Annotated in this window: 18 protein-coding genes; 12 read left to right on the forward strand and 6 right to left on the reverse strand. The window is 57.3% G+C overall.

Annotation, left to right across the window (positions count from 1 at the left end):
- Positions 1–166: 166 nt before the first annotated feature.
- Complete coding sequence (locus tag ACR0JE_RS18015) at positions 167–616, forward strand: Lrp/AsnC family transcriptional regulator (protein ID WP_480865149.1); 450 nt, start codon at positions 167–169, stop codon at positions 614–616.
- 55 nt (positions 617–671) lie between these two features.
- On the opposite strand, the gene ACR0JE_RS18020 is transcribed toward ACR0JE_RS18015, so the two are convergent.
- From ACR0JE_RS18020 to ACR0JE_RS18030, 3 genes are read right to left on the reverse strand one after another with little or no spacing between them, the layout of a single operon-like run.
- Positions 672–1,841, reverse strand: a complete 1,170-nt coding sequence (locus ACR0JE_RS18020; RefSeq protein WP_480865150.1) for a M24 family metallopeptidase — start codon at positions 1,839–1,841, stop codon at positions 672–674.
- Positions 1,831–3,024 carry a diaminopropionate ammonia-lyase gene (locus ACR0JE_RS18025; RefSeq protein ID WP_480865151.1) on the reverse strand — a complete coding sequence of 398 codons (1,194 nt, stop codon included), beginning with the start codon at positions 3,022–3,024 and terminating at the stop codon, positions 1,831–1,833. Before ACR0JE_RS18025 ends, ACR0JE_RS18020 begins: the two co-directional genes overlap by 11 nt.
- Positions 3,021–4,172: an amidohydrolase gene (locus tag ACR0JE_RS18030; protein WP_480865152.1), complete on the reverse strand. Its 1,152-nt coding sequence runs from the start codon at positions 4,170–4,172 to the stop codon at positions 3,021–3,023. The genes ACR0JE_RS18025 and ACR0JE_RS18030 overlap by 4 nt, the downstream gene beginning before the upstream one ends.
- Positions 4,173–4,691: 519 nt before the next feature.
- Here ACR0JE_RS18030 and ACR0JE_RS18035 point away from each other — a divergent pair.
- Positions 4,692–5,855 carry an iron-containing alcohol dehydrogenase gene (locus tag ACR0JE_RS18035; protein WP_480865153.1) on the forward strand — a complete coding sequence of 388 codons (1,164 nt, stop codon included), beginning with the start codon at positions 4,692–4,694 and terminating at the stop codon, positions 5,853–5,855.
- A gap of 28 nt (positions 5,856–5,883) precedes the next feature.
- Here the strand turns inward: ACR0JE_RS18035 and phnX are convergent, their stop codons facing one another.
- From phnX to ACR0JE_RS18050, 3 genes are all read right to left on the reverse strand, one after another.
- Positions 5,884–6,669 carry a phosphonoacetaldehyde hydrolase gene (gene phnX / locus ACR0JE_RS18040; protein ID WP_480865154.1) on the reverse strand — a complete coding sequence of 262 codons (786 nt, stop codon included), beginning with the start codon at positions 6,667–6,669 and terminating at the stop codon, positions 5,884–5,886.
- Between the two features lie 256 nt (positions 6,670–6,925).
- Entirely contained in the window at positions 6,926–7,816 is an 891-nt protein-coding gene (locus tag ACR0JE_RS18045; protein WP_480865155.1) for an amidohydrolase family protein, read from the reverse strand.
- On the reverse strand, positions 7,813–8,814 hold the full coding sequence (locus ACR0JE_RS18050) for a nuclear transport factor 2 family protein (protein ID WP_480865156.1): 1,002 nt from the start codon (positions 8,812–8,814) through the stop codon (positions 7,813–7,815). The genes ACR0JE_RS18045 and ACR0JE_RS18050 overlap by 4 nt, the downstream gene beginning before the upstream one ends.
- Positions 8,815–8,960: 146 nt before the next feature.
- Between ACR0JE_RS18050 and ACR0JE_RS18055 the strand changes: the two genes are divergently transcribed.
- From ACR0JE_RS18055 to ACR0JE_RS18100, 10 genes are all read left to right on the forward strand, one after another.
- Positions 8,961–10,010, forward strand: a complete 1,050-nt coding sequence (locus ACR0JE_RS18055; RefSeq protein ID WP_170535381.1) for an ABC transporter ATP-binding protein — start codon at positions 8,961–8,963, stop codon at positions 10,008–10,010.
- 84 nt (positions 10,011–10,094) lie between these two features.
- Positions 10,095–11,321 (forward strand): ABC transporter substrate-binding protein, encoded by a 1,227-nt coding sequence (locus ACR0JE_RS18060; protein ID WP_480549745.1) that lies wholly within the window; start codon positions 10,095–10,097, stop codon positions 11,319–11,321.
- Positions 11,322–11,386: 65 nt separating this feature from the next.
- Positions 11,387–12,415, forward strand: coding sequence for a carbohydrate ABC transporter permease (locus ACR0JE_RS18065; protein ID WP_480549743.1), 1,029 nt, complete (start codon positions 11,387–11,389; stop codon positions 12,413–12,415).
- A 1-nt stretch (position 12,416) separates the two neighbouring features.
- Complete coding sequence (locus tag ACR0JE_RS18070) at positions 12,417–13,298, forward strand: carbohydrate ABC transporter permease (RefSeq protein ID WP_170535375.1); 882 nt, start codon at positions 12,417–12,419, stop codon at positions 13,296–13,298.
- A 135-nt stretch (positions 13,299–13,433) separates the two neighbouring features.
- The gene (locus ACR0JE_RS18075) at positions 13,434–13,964 is read left to right on the forward strand and encodes an ester cyclase (RefSeq protein WP_480865157.1); all 531 of its coding nucleotides are present in this window, start codon (positions 13,434–13,436) and stop codon (positions 13,962–13,964) included.
- An 11-nt stretch (positions 13,965–13,975) separates the two neighbouring features.
- Positions 13,976–15,307, forward strand: a complete 1,332-nt coding sequence (gene hisD / locus ACR0JE_RS18080) for a histidinol dehydrogenase (protein ID WP_480544593.1) — start codon at positions 13,976–13,978, stop codon at positions 15,305–15,307.
- Positions 15,304–16,356: an ester cyclase gene (locus tag ACR0JE_RS18085; protein ID WP_480865158.1), complete on the forward strand. Its 1,053-nt coding sequence runs from the start codon at positions 15,304–15,306 to the stop codon at positions 16,354–16,356. Before hisD ends, ACR0JE_RS18085 begins: the two co-directional genes overlap by 4 nt.
- Before the next feature lies 1 nt (position 16,357).
- Entirely contained in the window at positions 16,358–17,125 is a 768-nt protein-coding gene (locus tag ACR0JE_RS18090; protein WP_480865159.1) for an SDR family NAD(P)-dependent oxidoreductase, read from the forward strand.
- Positions 17,125–18,144: a LacI family DNA-binding transcriptional regulator gene (locus ACR0JE_RS18095; protein ID WP_480865160.1), complete on the forward strand. Its 1,020-nt coding sequence runs from the start codon at positions 17,125–17,127 to the stop codon at positions 18,142–18,144. Before ACR0JE_RS18090 ends, ACR0JE_RS18095 begins: the two co-directional genes overlap by 1 nt.
- Positions 18,141–19,115, forward strand: coding sequence for a nuclear transport factor 2 family protein (locus ACR0JE_RS18100; RefSeq protein ID WP_480865161.1), 975 nt, complete (start codon positions 18,141–18,143; stop codon positions 19,113–19,115). Before ACR0JE_RS18095 ends, ACR0JE_RS18100 begins: the two co-directional genes overlap by 4 nt.
- The last annotated feature ends 109 nt before the right edge of the window (positions 19,116–19,224 follow it).

Raw genomic sequence — 19,224 nt, forward strand, 5'->3', positions numbered from 1 at the left:
GGTTTGTTTCTGCCAACATGGCTTCCGTGGTGCGCTGGATTGAGCATTTATTCAAGAAACATTCTGTCGTCATCTTAGACAATGATGGCGAGGTTTGACGTCGAACACTATTCGTTAGGTGAGGTTTCGCGTTGCTAGTGGCGCCAAGTAAGAGCATTGTGATCGTATGGATGACAAAGACTTAGAGCTGCTCGCGCTGGTGCAGAAAAACGCACGTCAAACCGCCGAATCCTTGGGTTTGGAAATCGGTTTGTCGACCCCGGCCGTTCAGAAACGTTTAAAAAAGCTACGCGAAACGGGCGTAATCGAGAAAGAGATTGCGGTTCTCTCGCCGCCCAAGCTTGGGCGGGAAATGACGGTTATCGTCGAAGTTAAATTGGTTCGGGAAAGCCGTTTGCATCTGGATAACTTCAAGCGGTTGATGCGAAACAGCCCGGCGGTCCAGCAATGCTACTATACGACAGGTGAGGCTGATTTTGTTGTGATCGTCGTTGTAGCGGACATTAAGGAATATGAGGCGTTTACGCAGGAATATTTCTTTGACGATTCCAATGTGAACGGGTTCACCTCTTCCATTGTTATGGACCGTGTAAAAGTATCGCTTGATATCCTGTGATGGCGCGATTGCGCCCCCAGACGTTGAAGTCGGGAAGCGCGTAGATAGCAAATCTTTAGATCACGATAAGGCCCTGGGGTGCGCGGGTGGTCAACAGCTCTGCGCCGTGTTTGCGGACAAGGATGTTTTCCTCGTGCACCATCATTAGCCCGGACCCGTAAGACAGCGACGGCTCAAGCGTCAGCACCATGCCGTCTTCAAGAACTGTTTTATCGAAGGCCGCGTGCGAGGGTTGTTCGGTCAGTTGCAGTCCCAACCCATGTCCCAGGCGACCAACATCGCCGCCCGAGGGGTCGATTTCAGCGATCACCTCTGACATGGCCCGGAACAGATCTTTGCAGTTGTTTCCGGGTATGGCGGCCTCCAACCCGGCTTCGGTCGCGCGCCAGAGTGTATCATAGGCCTGGCGGGTCGCATCATCGGCGTGACCGATGGCCCAGTTGCGGTCAAAATCGCAGAAATACCCATCCCAGACACAGCCGGTATCCAGCATCATCACATCACCTGCCTGAAGCGGGCGGCGCGACGGGGGCGAGATGACATCTGCATATCCGCCAGGTGCGGCTGCCCCCACGAGATAGGGCGCGTTATCTGCGCCTTGTGCCAGCGCTTCACGGCGAAAGGCGCGGAATACATCTTCCAGCGGCATGCCCTCGGACACGAGTTCGGGCACCCGTGCAAAGGTGGCTGAGCCGATGGCGCAAATATGGGCGAGTTTTTCGATCTCAGCCTCGGATTTCACCATGCGCAGATGTTGCATCAGGCGGGTTGCGTCGGCGATGTGCAAGCCGGGCAGGGCGGCAACCAGCCGCTCCCAATCCCCAAGAGGCATGCGCAGCTGCGTCTCATGCCCTTTCAGGACACCGATCCTGTCACCAGCTTTTGCCAGCGGCGCAAGAAGATCGGTTAGCAGGCTGATGCCATCATCTTCGGGGCAGGGTGCGCTCCATGTGCGGATATCATCCAGCCAGGTTTGACGCATCAGCTCTGCCCCAATCTCGGGGATGATCGCGATAGGTTTGCCCGCAGCGGGGACGAATAGAAACCAGGGGCGCGTTGGGCTTTGCCAAAACAATGTCTGGAAGCCGGTAAAGTAGGCGACTTCGGGTTCCGTCATCAAAAGAAGACCGGCAAGGCCGTCTTGGATCATTCGGTCCTGGGCTTTTGCGGTGCGCGCCGCGAATTCTGCTTCGGGGAAGCCGCGTTCGGGGGCGCTAGGCTGCATCGCAGCCCTCCATGATCATCTGGAAAATAGCCGGATCTGTCACACCTTCGGACCCGATCAGCAACACGCGAGACTCGCCGTCCAGACCCAACTGCGCCGAAACATCGTCATCCGTGCGCGCCATGATCAAAGCCGCCAGACCGGCAACTGCGCTCTCACCTGCTTCAAGCGCTGTGTCTCCGGGCAACGGCCGCGCCAACAGCCGTACAGCCGGTGCAACGACGCTTTCCGGGATCGTCAGGAAATCGGTGGCTTCCTCGGCGAGGATCTCCCACGCCAGAGGCGAAGGTTCGCCGCAAGACAGACCGGCCATGATCGTCTCTTCAGCGATCGCGACAGAGGTGGCGGCACCCGCTTTCGCGCTTTCGAACAGACAGGCCGCCAGTTCTGGTTCAACGATAATCACGCGCGGGGATTCCACGCTCCAATACTGGCGCAACGCAGCAGCGGCACCTGCGGCAAGCCCGCCAACACCGCCCTGCAAGAAAACATGGGTCGGTGCCTGAGCCAATGCCTCGCAGATTTCGCGAGTCATCACCCCGTAGCCCGCCATGACATCGCGCGGCGGTAGGGAATAGCCGGGCCACGAGGTGTCGGAGACCACAAACCACCCGTTCTCGTGGGCCTCGGATTTCGCCAGAACGACCGATTCATCATAATCGCCCGCGATCCGGATCACGTCCGCCCCCAAATCGCGCATGGCTTCGGCACGGCCTTCGCTGACCTCCGCGTGAATATAGATGCGGCAGGGCGCGCCAAAGCGCTGACACCCCCAGGCAAGCGAGCGTCCGTGATTGCCGTCGGTGGCCGAAACCAGCGTGATTTTGGCCACTTCATCGCTGTATTTACCCTGACGGATGTCCGACAGGCTAGCCTCGGCTCCAAGGCGCTTTGAAATCTCGCGCTGCAGCACACGCAAGGCCGCATAGGCGCCGCCAAGGGCCTTGAAGCTGCCAAGGCCAAAGCGCGGGCCCTCATGTTTGTACAAAACCTCGCCAACACCGATCTGCTTGGCCAGGGTTTTCAGAGACACAAGTGGTGTCGGCGCATAGCTGTCCCAGGCCATGATCTCGGATTGGGCTGTGGCGAAATCTGCTGCGGTAAGGACTCTGTCTGATGCATCACCGATTTTGCGGGTCACTGCGACATGGCCCAGATGGGCGTTTGGAAGAAGGTCGGTCACGATTTGTCCTCTTTGGCAGGTAGGCGATCCCGCACCAGCGCGGCCCAGAAGGCTGCGCCGATTGGCAGAAGCGCGTCGTTAAAGTCGTAATCCGCAGCATGCAGCGGTTGGCCATGCGCACCCTCGGTGCCATTGCCAAGCAACAGAAAGCAGCCCGGTACAGCGGCAGAGAAATGGGCGAAATCTTCCGAAAAGCTCATCGGTGGGCGCTGACCATCGGCTTCAAGCTCGGCAGCCTGCGCGGCGCGCAGAACCGCATTGACGGGTTCGGGTGCGTTTATCGTTTCGATGAATTCCGTGTTGAATTGCATCGTCGCCGTCACGCCATGTGTGGCGGCCACACCATCGACGATCTGGCGCATGAAATGTTCGACGGCCTGACGATCCTCGGGCAGCCGTGCCCGAACATCGCCTTTCAAAACCGCGTTCCCCGGCAGGACATTTCTTTGCCCATCGGTCGTGAACTCGGTCACCGACACCACGGCGCCCGCACTGGGGGCCAGTTTGCGCGAGACGATTGTTTGAAGGGCCAGCACCATTTCAGCACCCACTGTGATCGCATCCACCCCCATCTGCGGCATCGACGCATGACCGCCTCTGCCAGTGATCTGAATTTCGAACAGGCTTTCTGAGGCGCAAATTTGACCCGGACGGGTCGAAACCTGCCCCACAGGGGCACCGGGCAGATTGTGGATGGCGTAGACCTCTTGAATCGGGAACCGCTCCAGCAGCCCTTCCTCAATCATCGCTTTCGCCCCCAACCCGTGTTCTTCGTTTGGTTGGAAGATGAACACGACCGTGCCGTTGAAATCCTTGTCACTGACCAGCATTTCTGCGGCCCCCAACAGCATCGCCATATGGCCATCGTGACCACAGGCATGCATGACGCCGGGATTGGCGGATACATAGTCATGAGTGCTTTGTTCTGCGATTGGGAGGGCATCCATATCGGCCCGTAACCCGATGGCGCGGTTTCCGGTTCCGGTTTTTAGAATGCCGACGACCCCGACACCTTCGTGTACTTCGAGCCCCAACTCGCGCAAACGAGCAGCAACGACCGCCTTAGTACGGTGTTCATCAAAACCAAGCTCTGGGTCCCGATGGAATGCTTGTCTGAGTTTGATGAGATTCTGTAGATGCACGTTCAAAATGACTCCTGTGGACCGCTACTGAGACGATAGCCTGGGCGATGATTTCTTGGCGTCGATCATTCGACAATGTGTGATTAAAATTGTCACAAACCTCGCAAATCATGAGGCTTTCCCGAGAGTAGCGCAAGTTGCGCCAGCGGTGGGGTGGCGAATCGGATTTTTGATATCGAGCCGTTTCCAAAAGTGCACACTCGTTGGGTTACTTCCTGCGCTTGTCTGCGACGAAGCCATTAAACTCGGCAGGCAGGTTGCGTGTTCTCGGTTGGAGGATGGTGAGGTGTTTAAGGGCTAGAGTGTAATGCTCAAGCCGGACTAAAAAATGAATCGATGGCTTCAAAACAGCGAGATACCGCCGTGGTTTTGCAGAGGTCAGGCCCGGGCATTTAGGCTCCGATGCGCATTTACACTGGTTGAACAAAAAATATGTCGGTTCAGTGAAATCTGTGTCGTTTCTTTCTACCCAGATGAAAGTGCGTCGTTACACTCTGTTGGAAACACAGACGGCAGGAGATGCATATGCCACCATTCAACGTAGGCCGGGTTCCTCCGGCAACCTTCGGTGCGGGCAGGATTGCGAAAGTACCCAAAATCGTCAGCGAGTTGGGTGGCGGTCCGGTGCTGATTGTATGCGACGCCTTTCTTGCTGAAATCGGGGCTACCGAAAAGCTGACCAAAGGGTTGGCTGCCGAAGGCATTGCCTTTGAGTTGGCAGCCGATGTGTCCGGTGAGCCAAAAGAAGCGTTGGTGGATAGTCTGAGTGAGCGTGCACGCGAGATTGAGGCCGGTGTGGTTGTTGGCCTCGGCGGTGGTGCGGCGATGGATGCGGCCAAGCTGGTGGCTGCGATAGCCCGGTCCGGTCGAGCTGCCGCCGAATTTGCGCTGGCGGCTCAGCCGTTGCCCGCAGGTGGCATCCCGGCAATAGCGATCCCGACCACCGCCGGTACCGGTTCAGAGGTGACCAGAACGTCCGTAATATCGCAGGCAAATGGCAGCAAGACTTGGTTCTGGGGCGAAGAACTTATGTTCGCGCAGGCAGTGCTGGATCCTGAACTGACGCTGAGTTTGCCGGCGTCCCTCACAGCTTGGACCGGCATAGATGCTGTTGCGCATGCATTAGAGGGTGCAACAGCGCGCAACACCAGCCCGGCGGGCCAGCTTTACGGTTTGGAAGCACTTCGCATTCTAACCGATGCCTTGCCGCGGGCCGTGGCAGACGGCACCGACCTTGAGGCGCGCGGACGTGTTCTTTGGGCCAGTATGGTTGCGGGTCTTGCGCTGCACAACTGCAACACGCATATGGGCCACAATATCAGCCACGCTTTGGGGTCTTTGGTGCGTATCCATCACGGGCTGGCGACGGGTCTGGCGTTAGAGGCCAGCCTGCCGTGGCTGGTTGCACACCCTGAAGGTGCTGAAAACTATGCGCGCGCAGCGAAGGCGATGGGGGCAGCAGAAAGCGCCGAGGCTTTGCCAGAGGCTTTATCGAACCTGATGCGCAAGTGCCAGATATCGCCAGATCTGCCCGCAGAATGCGCCAGCGTGACAGTGGAGGCCTTGGCAACCGAAATGCGGAACCCGGCCAATATTGGTATGGCCCAAAACGCGGCCTGTCCTGTCAACGACGATGATCTGGATCAGATGGCGTCAATGATGCTGCGTAAAACAGTAGTGAACGCATGACACTGGGGCTGCTCCGATTAACTTGATGCTAAGCTGAGCTGCCTAGCTGCCTGACCAATGCGGGCAAATCAGCAACTGTGTCGATGACATAGTTGGCTCCAGCATCGGTGAGGATCTTGGTCGCCTGCACGCGAAGGTGATCGACTTCTGCATCGGAGAGCGCATTCAACTCTTCCGGCGTTTTGCCTACGGCATTGCCCGAAAGGGATACTCCGACAGTGACACAACCGGCTGCAACGCCTTCCTTGATACCCGGTTCGGTATCGTCAACTTTGATGATCGCCGAAGGTGGGTAGGCCGCCAGATCAACCATGCATTTGTACATGCCCAAAGGGCCAGGGCGACCTTCGGGTAAGTCGTCTGAACACACCAGATTGTCGGGTGAGTACCCCTGACGTGCCGCAACAGGGAGCACGTGCTCCATGATGGAGCGGGTATAGCCTGTGGTCGAGCCGATCTTCAGGCCCATGGCACGTAGCTCATCAATTGCAGCTTTGCCACCCGGTACAAGATCAGCGTAATCGGCAGCGACCTTTTCATTCATTGGCACAAAAACCTCATAAACTCTGTCGACATCAGTATCAGAAGGCGCCGCACCATATTGACTTTCCCACTGAGCAGCGATGTCGGGCATGTCCATCATCTGACGAATGTGATCCCATTTCGGGGCGCCCATCGGTGCGCGGGCCTGTTCAATTGTTGCCTCGATACCGAATTGAGCGAATGCTTTGACAAAGACACCCATGGGCGCGAAGGAGCCAAAATCGACCATGGTCCCTGCCCAATCAAAAACAACTGCTTTGAAGGTGTTCATTGGAAATCCTTGTGTTCGAGGCGTTGGCGATTTTGTGGCATAGAACGACTATAGTTGCACTGCTTAAATGGGTTGTGACGGCTGGTGGTGTTGCAGAAGCAAAGAACCACCAAAATCCCAGGTTCAGAAGACAAATGAAACCCGACTGCTTTCTAACTCACATCCACTGTGAACCTTCAGCTTGGGTCGTGTTGGGCACGGTGCGTATGTTCCCTGCAGTCGGCCCTATCTGACCCCGTTGTTTCATACAAGAATGTCATTTGGCCAACGTATCTAGACTGTAGAAGTGCGCGGCTGTGTCCCGAAATACAGGCGCATGCGCGTCGACTGGGATCAGCTTCTGATATGCCCGCATCAACGTTGCGTAGTCGCCGTAAAGCTTATCGACGGGGAAGTTCGACCCGAACATGACCCGCTTGGGTCCGAATTGATCCAGACATTCTTCAACAATCGGACGAATGCTATCAACGGTCCAGCCATGATCGAACATTCCCAATCCAGATAGTTTGCAGGTGACATGGGGTAGCTCGGACAGGCTGCGCAGTCTCTGGGCCCAGTCCTTCAGACCGGCCGTGCTTCGGTCATGGGGTGATCCTGCGTGGCAAAGGGCGACAGGTGTGTCAGGCGCTTGTTCCAACACGCGGGCGGTCTTGTCCATCAGCTCGGGAATAAGCTGCAGGTCAAAGCTGAGGCCACGCTGACCGGCTTCTGTCAGGCCACTCAAAAAACCTGGGTGATCCAGCAGAGTGTTGGTGCCGGTCTGCGCATCCTCCCCTGGAGCGCGGCCAACGATCTGGCGCACACCCCGGACCGTCGGCAAGGTCTGAAACGTATCCAGATGCGTGGACAAATCCGCTGAGATGAGATCACAAAACACCACCTGCGCCATGGGCCAGTCGGGATTGGCATCAGCGACGGATTGCGCCCACCGGGCTTCCTGTAACCCGCTTTCAGCGCCCACCTGAATATGAACCGAGGCGCGAATACCGCAATCTGCGGCCTCCGACCGGAATTCGGATAACAGATAGTCGTGCTGAATAGGTGTCGGGTCGCCAAAGAACCGTTTCACCCCGCGCGCCATAAGCCAGGGATAGTGGACAGCGTTCAGGTCCCAAAGATGGTGATGGGCGTCGATCCAATCGGTCATGTTCTGGGTACCTCGGCCATTCGGGCCAGAATATCGACCCCTTGTTGCTTCCAGAAGTGAAGAAGGTCGATGAATATCCAGTTTTCGGCCAGTTTATCCCCGGAGCGCCGATAGATATCGATCACCCGGAACTCACCCGCCTTATCGGTCGCAGGCATGCCCATGAAACCGCCGGTGGGACGTGCAGTGAAGTTCGGCCAGCCAAAGAACCCACCATAGTGCCCTTCAGCCATACGGCAGATGTGATTGGTCTTGGAACGCTCGGCGAACGATGCCCGGAACGGTCCTGCATGTTGTTTCGCATAGCGTTCGATCGTGTAAGTCGCGCCGATGCCAGAGGGGCCCCACCAGATCATATCCTCACACCATGTGCGGCGCAGCTCGTCCTCAAGGCTCAGGCCGCTGTCCCAACGGCCAAGATCGGAGATCATTGCGTTGATTATGGCAAGGGTCCGGTTGCCTTCTTCGGTGGGCTGCGGGCCGAACATCAGGCCATCATGTGTCATCGGTCCCGGCTGAACCAATTGGGCGGCGGTTTGCGGCGGGAAGGGGTGCAGACCGGCCTGCATCATCAGATGAGGGATGTCGAAATACATCGCGGTTTCGGTGATCTTGCCGTTCTCAACCCTGTTGAACTCGCAATATCGCAGAAATGCCATCTTGCCAGTGGGCGGGATGCCCAGCCAGCTTGTGTCAAACAAGCCCATCAGATGACCCATCGACACCACCCAAACCGAGTTGAACCCGTCGATCTCGTTTTCGCCTGCCATGAATACATCCATCCGGCGCTGCAAACCGGTCAGGCTGGCCCTGAGTGGTTGCCAGAATGTGCGGGCGACTTCGTCGATTCCCTGTAGTTCGTTGAAGGGGTGGAATCCCCGCCAAACAAGCCCGTCAGCGCAGTATTTTGGGAGTGTTTCCACGACGGTTGCGTCCTCGCATCGACTCAGCGCTTCGTAAAAACCGAGGACAAGCTTTTTCTCGGATTCATATGGCATTCTATTAGCTTTCAATGTGTTAACGAGGTTTCGGTGGTGCCGCCCATAGGCTTTGCATTCGCATGCAAAAAAAGCTTGCCATAGGCTTTTCTAAATGTCTATGCTCCTGCAAGCGTATGCATAACGAATGCGCAAGGGAGGACAGAATGGCCGAAATTCAGCTTCGTAATGTCGGTAAACGTTGGGGATCATTTGTCGGCGTGGACAATTTTGATCTGACAATTGCCGACAAGGAGTTTCTGGTTCTTCTTGGTCCTTCGGGATGTGGCAAGACCACGACCATGCGCATGATTGCAGGGCTCGAAGATGCAAGCGAAGGTGACATCCTGATCGACGGTGCGCGCGTCAATGACATGGAGCCCAAGGACCGTGATGTCGCCATGGTGTTCCAGTCTTATGCGCTCTATCCGAACATGAATGTCTATGAGAACATTCGCTTTCCGCTGAAAGTTCGCGGCATTGACCCCGCCACCCATGACGAAAAGGTGCGTCGCGCTTCGGCGATGGTTGAGCTGGACGATTTCCTGCACCGTAAACCGGCAGAACTGTCCGGTGGTCAGCGTCAAAGGGTTGCCTTGGCGCGTGCTATTGTGCGGGAGCCGAACGTGTTCCTGATGGATGAGCCGCTGTCGAACCTTGACGCCAAGCTGCGCGTTTCGACACGCGCGCAGATCAAAAACCTAAGCCATGAGCTTGCAGTCACCACCATCTACGTGACCCACGACCAGATTGAGGCGATGACGCTGGCGGATCGCGTGGTGATCATGAAACAGGGTGTGGTTCAGCAGGTTGGCTCACCCACCGATATCTACGATGAACCCGCCAACACATTTGTCGCCAGCTTTATTGGCAACCCGGCGATGAACCTTGTCGATGGTGAGGTTCAGGGCGGCGTGTTTCGCGCTCAAAGCACCGAGGTGCATGGGCTGAATGCGCCTGATGGCCCCATCACGCTGGGCTTTCGCGCAGAAGATGCAAATGTTGTGGAAAGTGGTGGTGAGATCAACGCGCCAATTTACACCCAAGAGCTTTTGGGCGACAGCACCATGGTCTCGGTTCGGATCGGTGGTGCGCTGGTCTCGGTCAAGGCTGACAAGACCTATCGGGCTGAAATCGACGATCAGGTTTCGATCCACATCCATACCGATCACTGCCATCTGTTCGATGCACAAACAGGTGCGCGCCTGACCGGCTAAACGGTGAAATCAAGCCCGCAACGACGGGTCAAACCCGGGTGCAGACTTCGAAGATGCACCCATTCCATCTAGGGAGGAATACTCATGTTTCTAAAGAGAATTGCATTGGCTGGCTCAGTCGCCGCCTTTGCCGCAAGCGCAGGATATGCCTGCGAAATCGGCGGTCGGGTCAACATTGTTGGCAACGAATTTGCGGCCATTCAGGCGGTTGCGGCCGGTGCCAAGGAATGTACCGGCGCGTCGGTTGAATCCAACCTGACATCCGAGCACCAGACGATCAACGTGGCTGGTCTTTCGGGCAACCCGTCGGAATACACAAGCGCCATTATCGCCAACAGCTCGATTGTGGCTTTGATGAACGAAGATGTCATTCGTCCGCTGAACGATCTGGTGGAAAAGCATGGTCAGGATCTGCAGCCGGGACAGCTGATCAAGATCGGCGATGACATCATGGCCGTCGCCTTCATGGCGAACGCGCAGCACCTGATGTACCGCAAGGACGTGCTGGAGCAAGCGGGTGTCGAAGTGCCGACGACCTATGAGGAACTGCTTGAGGTGGCCGAGGCCATTCGTGAGCAGGGCATCATGCAGAACCCTGTTGGCGGTGCTTACCAATCCGGTTGGAACCTGGCGCAGGAATTCAACAACATGTTCCTTGGCTATGGCGGTCAGCACTTCCAGCCCGGCACAGCCGAGCCCAATGTGAATTCTGAGGCTGGTGTGAATGCGCTGAACATGATGAAGGCGCTGTCGGAATACATGAATCCCGACTTCCTGACCCATGATTCCAACGCCACCAACGCTGAATACCGCGCCGGCAACGTTGCGATCATGAACATGTGGGGATCGCGTGCCTCGCAGCAGACCACCACCGAAGGCGTGCTGCAAGAGGTGATCGATGGCCACGCAATTGGTGCACCGCTGACAGTGGGCGGCGGGGAAACCCCGGCATCGACCCTATGGTGGGATGGCTGGACCGTCGGCAAGAACATCTCGGATGAAGAGGCCGAGGCCACCTTCATCGCCATGAAACACGGCATCCGTCCGGACATGCTGAATGATGAGACCACGCCGCTGGCGGTTTGGCTGATCGAAGGCTACGAGCCCGCTGCTGATGCAGAAGGCGTGTTTGCAGCGGCTAAAATGGGCACACCCGCCTATCCGATGCTGCCGTACATGGGTCTGATGCACAGTGCGCTTGGCAACGAACTGGCCGACTTCATGCAGGGCAAGGAAAGCGCTGAACAGGCCCTCGCCGATGTCGAGGCCGCCTATCGCGCCGCAGCCATCGAGCAAGGCTACCTGCAGTAAAACGCAGCTTGTGCGGGCGCCTCTGGTAGCCGCCCGCACAAACACACCGATGCAAGGATTGCGACATGCGCCATAAGACATTCCTTTGGTTCTTCCTGCCCACAGGACTTGCGATGTTGCTGTTTATCGCGATGCCCATCGTGTCGGTCGTGATCCAATCGATCTTTGCACCACATCCCGCCGTTCTGTTGGAAGTAGAAAACTGTACACCGCTGATCGGCTGCACAACAGAAACGACCATCGACCAAGAGGCCACTGCCGCCCTGCGGGAGGCTCAACCTTTGGGTCGGTTTGTTGGGCTGGGCATCTATTTTGACCGCGGTCACCTGGCGATCCAGGAAATCAGCCAGATGTGGGCGGCCAATGAGACTTTTGGCGGCTTTTTCTCGGACCTAGGTAACCTGCCATTCTATCGTGCAATGGCGTTTACGCTGACGTTTACCTTCATTGTAACGCCGCTGACGATCCTGCTGGGTCTGGTCATTGCACTGGCTGTGAATTCGTTGCATCGGCACCTCAAAGGGCTGATGATCTTCTTCTCTCTTCTGCCCATGATCGTCACTCCGCTGATCGGTTCGCTGATCCTCTTCTGGATGATCGACAGTCGCGGTGTCATCGGAAACGCCCTTGTGTACATGGCAGGAGACCCGAATTTCAGCCTCAAGGCCTCGACCGGGCTGATGTGGGTGGCCTTGATGGTTTATGGCGTCTGGAGCTCGGCCCCATTTGCCTTCGTCGTGTTCTATGCCGGGCTGCAAACGCTGCCACAGGATCAGATCGAAGCTGCACAGATTGATGGCGCAACCCGCTGGCAACAGGTCAAGTTCGTGGTCGTCCCGCACCTGATGCCTCTGGTCACGTTTGTGGCTCTGATCCAGCTGATGGATAACTTCAAGGTGTTTGAACCAATCATCGGCTTCAGCGCTCAGGCACACGCGCAATCTCTCAGTACCTTCATATTTGATGACCTTGGCGGTGAAACCCGCCAGCTCTCATCTGCCGCCGCAACCTCTGTGATGACGATAATCGGCGTCGCCATTCTTCTGTCGCCCGTGCTTGTCCGCACCTGGCGCGACTTTAAAGGAGCACGATAACATGGCCAGCCGCGCACAAAGAATGCCCACAAGCCTTCGGGTCGCCTCGTCCCTGTTTGTGCTTCTTTGGTTTGTCCTAGCAGCCTTTCCGTTCCTGTGGACGGTATGGGGGTCGTTTAAGGTTGAGCTTGATTTCTTCTCAATCGCAGATTGGACCAATGCCCTAACCGGTGCCCGTACCGAGGCTGTCTATGGCTCGCCCTTTACCACCACCGGGTACGAGGGCGCGTGGATCCAAGAGGAGTTCTGGCGCAATGTTCTGAACACAGGGATCGTCTGTTTCTTTGTGGTAACCATCTCGCTGACGATTGGCACGCTGGGAGGTTATGCCCTGTCGCGGTCGTCCTACAATTACACCTTCTGGTTGCTGATTACCGCGCTAATCTTCCGTGCCATGCCGCCGATCACGCTGGTTTCAGGGTATCTGCTGCCGTTCTTTGAATGGAACATCTGGGGCATTCTACCGACCACGATCATCGTACTGGTGGCGATCAACCAGCCGTTCACCCTGTGGATGTTGCATTCCTTCTTCAAGAACATTCCAAGCGAGTTGGACGAAAGTGCCAAGGTTGATGGCTGCAACCAATTCCAGGCGTTCCGCCGCGTGATCATTCCGGTGATGTGGCCGGGTGTGATTACCACGGGGCTGTTCTCATTCCTGCTGGCCTATAACGACTTTGCCGTCGGCGCGATGCTGCTGTCTGAAAGCAACCGCACCATGGTGCCCGCCATCGCGGCGTTCCTCGGGACCACGCAAACCGAAGGCAATGTGATGTTTGCGGTCGCCGCAGTGGTTTCAGCCACCGTGCCTCTGTTCATCCTGGTTATGTTCTTCCAGCGCCAGATTGTCGGCGGCCTGACCGCCGGGGCGGTCAAGGGCTGATGAGCGCGAGTGCAAGACATACCGCCGTTGCGCGCCACCCGGCACTCAACCGGATGCCCAGGGATTTTCTGCTAGCCCATTGACCCTCCCATTTGACGCAGAAAACCTCTTGGCAACCAAATAAGGAATAGAAACATGAAGGGTTCGCGCCCCGAACAAGCCGTGCTGACCAAAAACACGGATATGAGCAAAACCGAAGAAACCCGCGCTGTCATCGAAGGCATGGTCGACGGGCTGAACGATCACCGCATCGACGATATTGGCGAATTCTTCACGCAAGGCTTTCGTTGGATGGGCAATCAGGGCTGCGGCACCAAAACCGGCCTGCAGGAGTTTCAGGAAAACTGGCAACGCCCGTTCCAGGCCGCGTTCTCGGACAAGACCTGCATCGATGAGGCGCGTCTTTACATGGGGGAATGGGCGGCCGCCTTTGGCCGTCAGGAAGCCACCCATTCTGGTGAGTTTCTGGGGATAGCCCCCACCGGGAAAAGAGTTGAAATCCGGTACATGGATTTCTGGAAAGTCGTCGACGGCAAGATCGTCGACAATTGGGTGAATGTCGATTTCGCCCATGTTGCTGCTCAGCTTGGCGTTGATTTGTTCAACGGGCAGGGCTGGGAAACATTCGACCGGGGAGAGAGAACTCCGCCCCGGCCCGACAACTGAGGATCAGGACAATGGCTATCGAATATCTCAAACGCGGCAAACCCGAGGCTGACAGAGCAGAGGATGACGCCAAAACACGAGCAGTCGTAGAGGCAACGTTGAAGGATATCGAAACGCGCGGCGATGCGGCTGTGCGCGAATTGTCCGAGAAGTTCGACAATTACTCGCCGGAAAGCTATCGCCTGAGCCAGCAGCAGATCGATGACCTGATCGCCTCGTTGTCTGATCGCGAGCTGGCGGATATCAAGTTCGCGCAAGAGCAGGTGACGAACTTTGCGCAAGCGCAGCGGGATTCGATGCTGGATATCGAGGTTGAAACGCTGCCAGGTGTGATCCTTGGCCATAAGAACATCCCGGTTCAATCCGTGGGTTGTTATGTGCCTGGCGGCAAGTTCCCCATGGTGGCCTCGGCACATATGTCGGTGGCGACCGCCAAAGTGGCTGGCGTGCCGCGTATTATCGCTTGCACCCCTCCGTTCAATGGCCAGCCAAATGCAGCCGTGATTGCGGCGATGCATCTGGGTGGCGCGCATGAGATTTATGTCATGGGTGGCATTCAGGCCGTCGGCGCGATGGCCATCGGGACTGAGACGATCGAACCTGTGCATATGCTGGTGGGCCCCGGCAACGCCTTTGTCGCCGAAGCTAAACGCCAGTTGTTTGGCCGTGTGGGTATCGACCTGTTCGCAGGGCCGACCGAGACTATGGTCATCGCCGATGAAACTGCCGCCGATGCCGAGCTGTGCGCGACCGATCTGCTGGGGCAGGCCGAGCATGGGTATAACAGCCCCTGCGTGCTGCTCACCAATTCGCGCAAACTGGCCGAAGATACACTGGCCGAGGTTGAGCGTATTCTGGGTATCCTGCCAACCTCGGGCACTGCGCAGGTCAGCTGGGATGAGTATGGCGAGGTGATCGTCTGCGACACCTATGACGAGATGCTGCAAGTGGCAGATGACATCGCGTCTGAGCATGTTCAGGTGATGACAGACCGAGACGACTGGTTCCTTGAGAACATGACCTGTTATGGCGCGCTGTTCCTCGGACCGCGCACCAATGTGGCAAATGGCGATAAGGTGATCGGTACCAACCACACCCTGCCGACCAAGAAAGCCGGGCGATATACCGGCGGTCTCTGGGTTGGCAAGTTCATGAAAACCCACAGCTATCAAAAGGTCACCACCGATGAGGCCGCGACCATGATCGGCGAATTCGGCTCGCGCCTGTGTATGCTCGAAGGCTTTGTTGGCCATGCCGAGCAATGCAACATCCGCGTGCGCCGCTATGGCGGGATCAATGTGCCCTATGGCGAAGGCGCACCCTATCGCGAGGCCGCAGAATGAGTGATGTGCATTCAGCGAACAAAGCGCTGATTGCGCCGCTTCGTGCGGCGATGCACGATTTTGATGATGTTCGGGTGCAGGCGACGCTAAACGGCGCGTTTGCTCCGGACGCCATGGTTCACATGCCGCATCCTTTCGGGGATCTTACGGGGCCGCAGGCGCTGTATCAGATCTGTTATGCGCCATTGCTTAAGGCGATGCCTGATCTGGAACGGCGCGATTGGATCGTGGTTGGCGGGTGCACCGAACATGGCGATGACTGGATCGGGTGCGGCGGCCACTACTACGGCACTTTTGTCGCCCCTTGGCTGGATATTCCGCCAACAGGTCACTTGACCCATATGCGGTTCCACGAATTCTATCGGATCGTCGAGGGTCAGGTGGTCGAGCTTCAGGCGATCTGGGACATTCCCGAGGTCATGATGCAGGCCAGGGCCTGGCCGATGGCTCCATCTTTGGGGTTGGAATTCTGCGTGCCGGGCCCGGCAACTCAGGATGGTATCGTACCGGGCCCGTGGGATGAGGCGCAGTCGAAGTTCTCCTGTGATCACATTATCGACATGCTGGACCATCTCAAGAAACATCCAAACCAGGGCGGGCCGGAAGTGATGGAGATGCAGCGGTTCTGGCATCCACGCATGAACTGGTATGGCCCCGCCGGAATCGGCACCGGGCGTGGGATCGCCGGGTTCCGCAACTGGCACCAGATACCGTTCCTCAACGGCATGCCGGATCGCGGAAAATATGTAGACGACATCACTTATCATTTCTTCGGGGATGCGGATTACGCCGCCGTGACAGGTTGGCCAAACATGATCCAGACCGTCACCCATGACGGGTGGATGGGTATCGCCCCGTCGGATAAGCGGATCAGCCTGCGGTCGCTCGATTTCTGGCGGCTTGAGAATGGCCTGATCCGCGAAAACTGGGTATTGGTCGACCTGCTGGATGCCTATCAGCAGCTGGGTGTTGACGTCTTTGCGCGTCTACGCGAATTCAACAAAGCCCGCGTTCCGGGTGAAATCCCGTTTCCGGTTGGCGAGGTCTAAGATGGCTCAATTCCCCACGACACCCAGTTTCAAGTTGAACGGCAAACGCGCGTTGGTTGCCGGTGCGTCCTCGGGCATCGGCATGGCCTGCGCCGTGGCCTTGGCTGAGCACGGGGCCGAGGTCACCCTTGCCGCGCGCCGCACAGATGCCTTGAAAGAGATCGCCGCAGATATGACCTCGCGCGGGTGGTCTGCCAAAGTGCTCGAACTGGACGTGACCGATATCGAGGCAACTGCCTCGGCAGTGGCTGAACATGGCCCCTTTGACATCCTTCTGAACTCTGCGGGTTCGGCGCGCCACAGCAAGGCGGTCGACACATATGTCGAAGATTTCGACGCGGTGATGAATATCAATGTCAAAGGCGCGTATTTTTTGACGCAAGCTGTGGCCAAAGGGTTGTTGGCGGCGGGGCGTCCCGGCTCGCTGATCAACATATCCAGCCAGATGGGCCATGTCGGCGGTCGCGAGCGTGCGGTCTATTGCGCATCGAAATTCGCGGTCGAGGGGTTCTCCAAGGCGATGGCGTTGGAATTCGCACCTGCAAAGATACGCGTCAACACAATCTGCCCGACCTTCATTCTGACCGATCTGACGCGCCCGACTTTTGACGACCCGGACAAACGCGCCTGGATCCTCGACAAGATCAAACTGGGCCGTCCGGGCGAAATCGAAGACATCATGGGCGCGGTTGTCTATCTGGCCTCGGATGCATCGGGGCTCGTGACCGGAACATCACTGATGGTGGATGGAGGTTGGACAGCGGATTGATGGCAGTGCAAAAAGTCACATCGATGGATGTCGCGCGACTGGCCGGTGTAAGCCAGTCCGCCGTCAGCCGCGTGTTCACGCCTGGGGCATCTGCCTCGGCAAAAACCGTCGCGAAAGTCCGCAAAGCGGCTGACCAATTGGGGTACCGGCCCAATGTTCTGGCCCGTGCGGTGGTGTCGGGCAAAAGCCGCATCATCGGGCTTGTTGTCGCGTATCTGAACAATCAGTTCTATCCGGAAGCGCTTGAGAAGCTAACCAACACGTTGCAGGAACGCGGCTATCATGCGTTGGTGTTCATGGCCTCGAACTCGGCTCAGAACATAGACAAGGTTGTCGGAGAAATTCTGGATTTTCAGGTCGATGGGATCATCGCCGCCTCGGTTGCGCTTTCATCCGATCTGTCTGCGCGCTGCCAGTCAGCCGGGGTGCCCATGGTTCTGTTCAACCGGGGGCAGGACGATCCGTCCATGTCGTCAGTGACATCGGACAATCTGGCCGGAGGCCGGAAAGTGGCCGAGTTCTTGTTGGCTGCCGGACACAAGAAAATCAGCTACATCGCCGGGTGGGAAGGCGCTTCGACCCAGCGAGATCGTGAGACAGGGTTTGTCGCGGCTCTGAACGAGGCACGCGTGACACTACACAGCCGCGAGATCGGCAACTTTGGTACAGAAGAGTCCAAAGAAGCCGTCCGCCGAATGTTCGCCTCAGACCCACCCGATGCTGTCTTTGTGGCCAATGACCATATGGCGATTTCCGTGATGGACACGCTGAGGTTCGAGTTGGGTTTGAAGATCCCTGAAGACGTTTCCGTAGTGGGGTATGACGATGTCGCCGTCGCGGCCTGGCCCAGCTATGACCTGACAACGGTCCGGCAGCCCGCCAACCGCATGGTGGCTGAAACCGTCGACATATTGCTCAGCAAAATCGACGACCCGGAGATGGAACCCAGGCAGCTTGAGATTGACGGACCGCTGATCATTCGCGGGTCTGCCCGCATACCTGAAGGATGGAAGACATGAAGGGATTTGATCCCAAATTCAAAGACTTTCCCGACTATATTATCGGGATCACCAAAGAGATCTGGGAAGATCGCGGCATTGCCACGCTGCATGAATATTATGGTGCGGATATCGTTGTGCGCACCCCGGGTTCTGTGGTTGTTGGCAATCAGGGCGTGATTGCGGCCACGATGGCAACGCTGGCCGAATTTCCCGACCGCACGCTGCTGGGCGAAGATGTCATCTGGTCGGGTACGCCGGAACAGGGGATGTTGTCGTCGCATCGAATCATTTCGACGGCGACCCATTTGGGCAATGGTGTCTACGGCAACGCGACGGGCAAGAAACTGGTCTATCGTATCCTGGCCGATTGTCACGCGATCAACAATAAGATCGACGATGAATGGCTGATCCGGGATCAGAGCGCCATCGTGCAGCAAATGGGTTGGGACCCCAAGGACTATGCCCGCGACTTGATCATGCGTGAGGGCGGCCCAGAGGCCTGTGTGCAGCCCTATACCCCTTTAAATGAGCAGCCGGGACCGTACAAAGGCAGCGGCAATGACAACGAATGGGGTGAGAAATACGCCGATATCCTGAACCGGATCATGAACGCAGATATGGCCGCAGTTGAGGCCGAATACGACAGGGCCGTACAGTCGGAATATCCCGGCGGCGTGACTGGGCACAGCTGGGGCCCGGTAGATCGGTTCTGGATGGGGCTGCGCGCCTCATTCCCAAATGCCGAATTCGCCATTCAGCATCAGATCGGTCGAGAGGACCCGATGATGCCTCCGCGTGCGGCGATCCGCTGGACCTTGCACGGCACGCATGACGGCTGGGGCGTGTTTGGCAAACCAACCGGTGCCGAGGTCTTTATCCTTGGCATCAGCCATGCAGAGTTCGGCCCCTGGGGCCTGCGCCGCGAATACACTCTGTTCGACGAAACATCTGTCTGGAAGCAAATTCTGTTGAAAACCGGCGATCTGTAAAATGCGACATCTGATGTCAAATCTGGACGCACGACAGTCGATGCGGCGCTACCACGCCCATCGGGCCAGTCTGCGTGCGCGGCGGTTGAATAACCGCCCGCCCGGATTT

The sequence above is a fragment of the Ruegeria sp. H3 genome, assembly GCF_056533095.1.

Coding starts and splice junctions, on each gene's coding strand:
- hisD (WP_480544593.1), top strand. CDS start 13,976: ATGGCTATCGAATATCTCAAACGCGGCAAACCCGAGGCTGACAGAGCA.
- ACR0JE_RS18015 (WP_480865149.1), top strand. CDS start 167: ATGGATGACAAAGACTTAGAGCTGCTCGCGCTGGTGCAGAAAAACGCA.
- ACR0JE_RS18060 (WP_480549745.1), top strand. CDS start 10,095: ATGTTTCTAAAGAGAATTGCATTGGCTGGCTCAGTCGCCGCCTTTGCC.
- ACR0JE_RS18095 (WP_480865160.1), top strand. CDS start 17,125: ATGGCAGTGCAAAAAGTCACATCGATGGATGTCGCGCGACTGGCCGGT.
- ACR0JE_RS18090 (WP_480865159.1), top strand. CDS start 16,358: ATGGCTCAATTCCCCACGACACCCAGTTTCAAGTTGAACGGCAAACGC.
- ACR0JE_RS18100 (WP_480865161.1), top strand. CDS start 18,141: ATGAAGGGATTTGATCCCAAATTCAAAGACTTTCCCGACTATATTATC.
- ACR0JE_RS18050 (WP_480865156.1), bottom strand. CDS start 8,814: ATGCCATATGAATCCGAGAAAAAGCTTGTCCTCGGTTTTTACGAAGCG.
- ACR0JE_RS18020 (WP_480865150.1), bottom strand. CDS start 1,841: ATGCAGCCTAGCGCCCCCGAACGCGGCTTCCCCGAAGCAGAATTCGCG.
- ACR0JE_RS18085 (WP_480865158.1), top strand. CDS start 15,304: ATGAGTGATGTGCATTCAGCGAACAAAGCGCTGATTGCGCCGCTTCGT.
- phnX (WP_480865154.1), bottom strand. CDS start 6,669: ATGAACACCTTCAAAGCAGTTGTTTTTGATTGGGCAGGGACCATGGTC.
- ACR0JE_RS18065 (WP_480549743.1), top strand. CDS start 11,387: ATGCGCCATAAGACATTCCTTTGGTTCTTCCTGCCCACAGGACTTGCG.
- ACR0JE_RS18035 (WP_480865153.1), top strand. CDS start 4,692: ATGCCACCATTCAACGTAGGCCGGGTTCCTCCGGCAACCTTCGGTGCG.
- ACR0JE_RS18070 (WP_170535375.1), top strand. CDS start 12,417: ATGGCCAGCCGCGCACAAAGAATGCCCACAAGCCTTCGGGTCGCCTCG.
- ACR0JE_RS18045 (WP_480865155.1), bottom strand. CDS start 7,816: ATGACCGATTGGATCGACGCCCATCACCATCTTTGGGACCTGAACGCT.
- ACR0JE_RS18075 (WP_480865157.1), top strand. CDS start 13,434: ATGAAGGGTTCGCGCCCCGAACAAGCCGTGCTGACCAAAAACACGGAT.
- ACR0JE_RS18055 (WP_170535381.1), top strand. CDS start 8,961: ATGGCCGAAATTCAGCTTCGTAATGTCGGTAAACGTTGGGGATCATTT.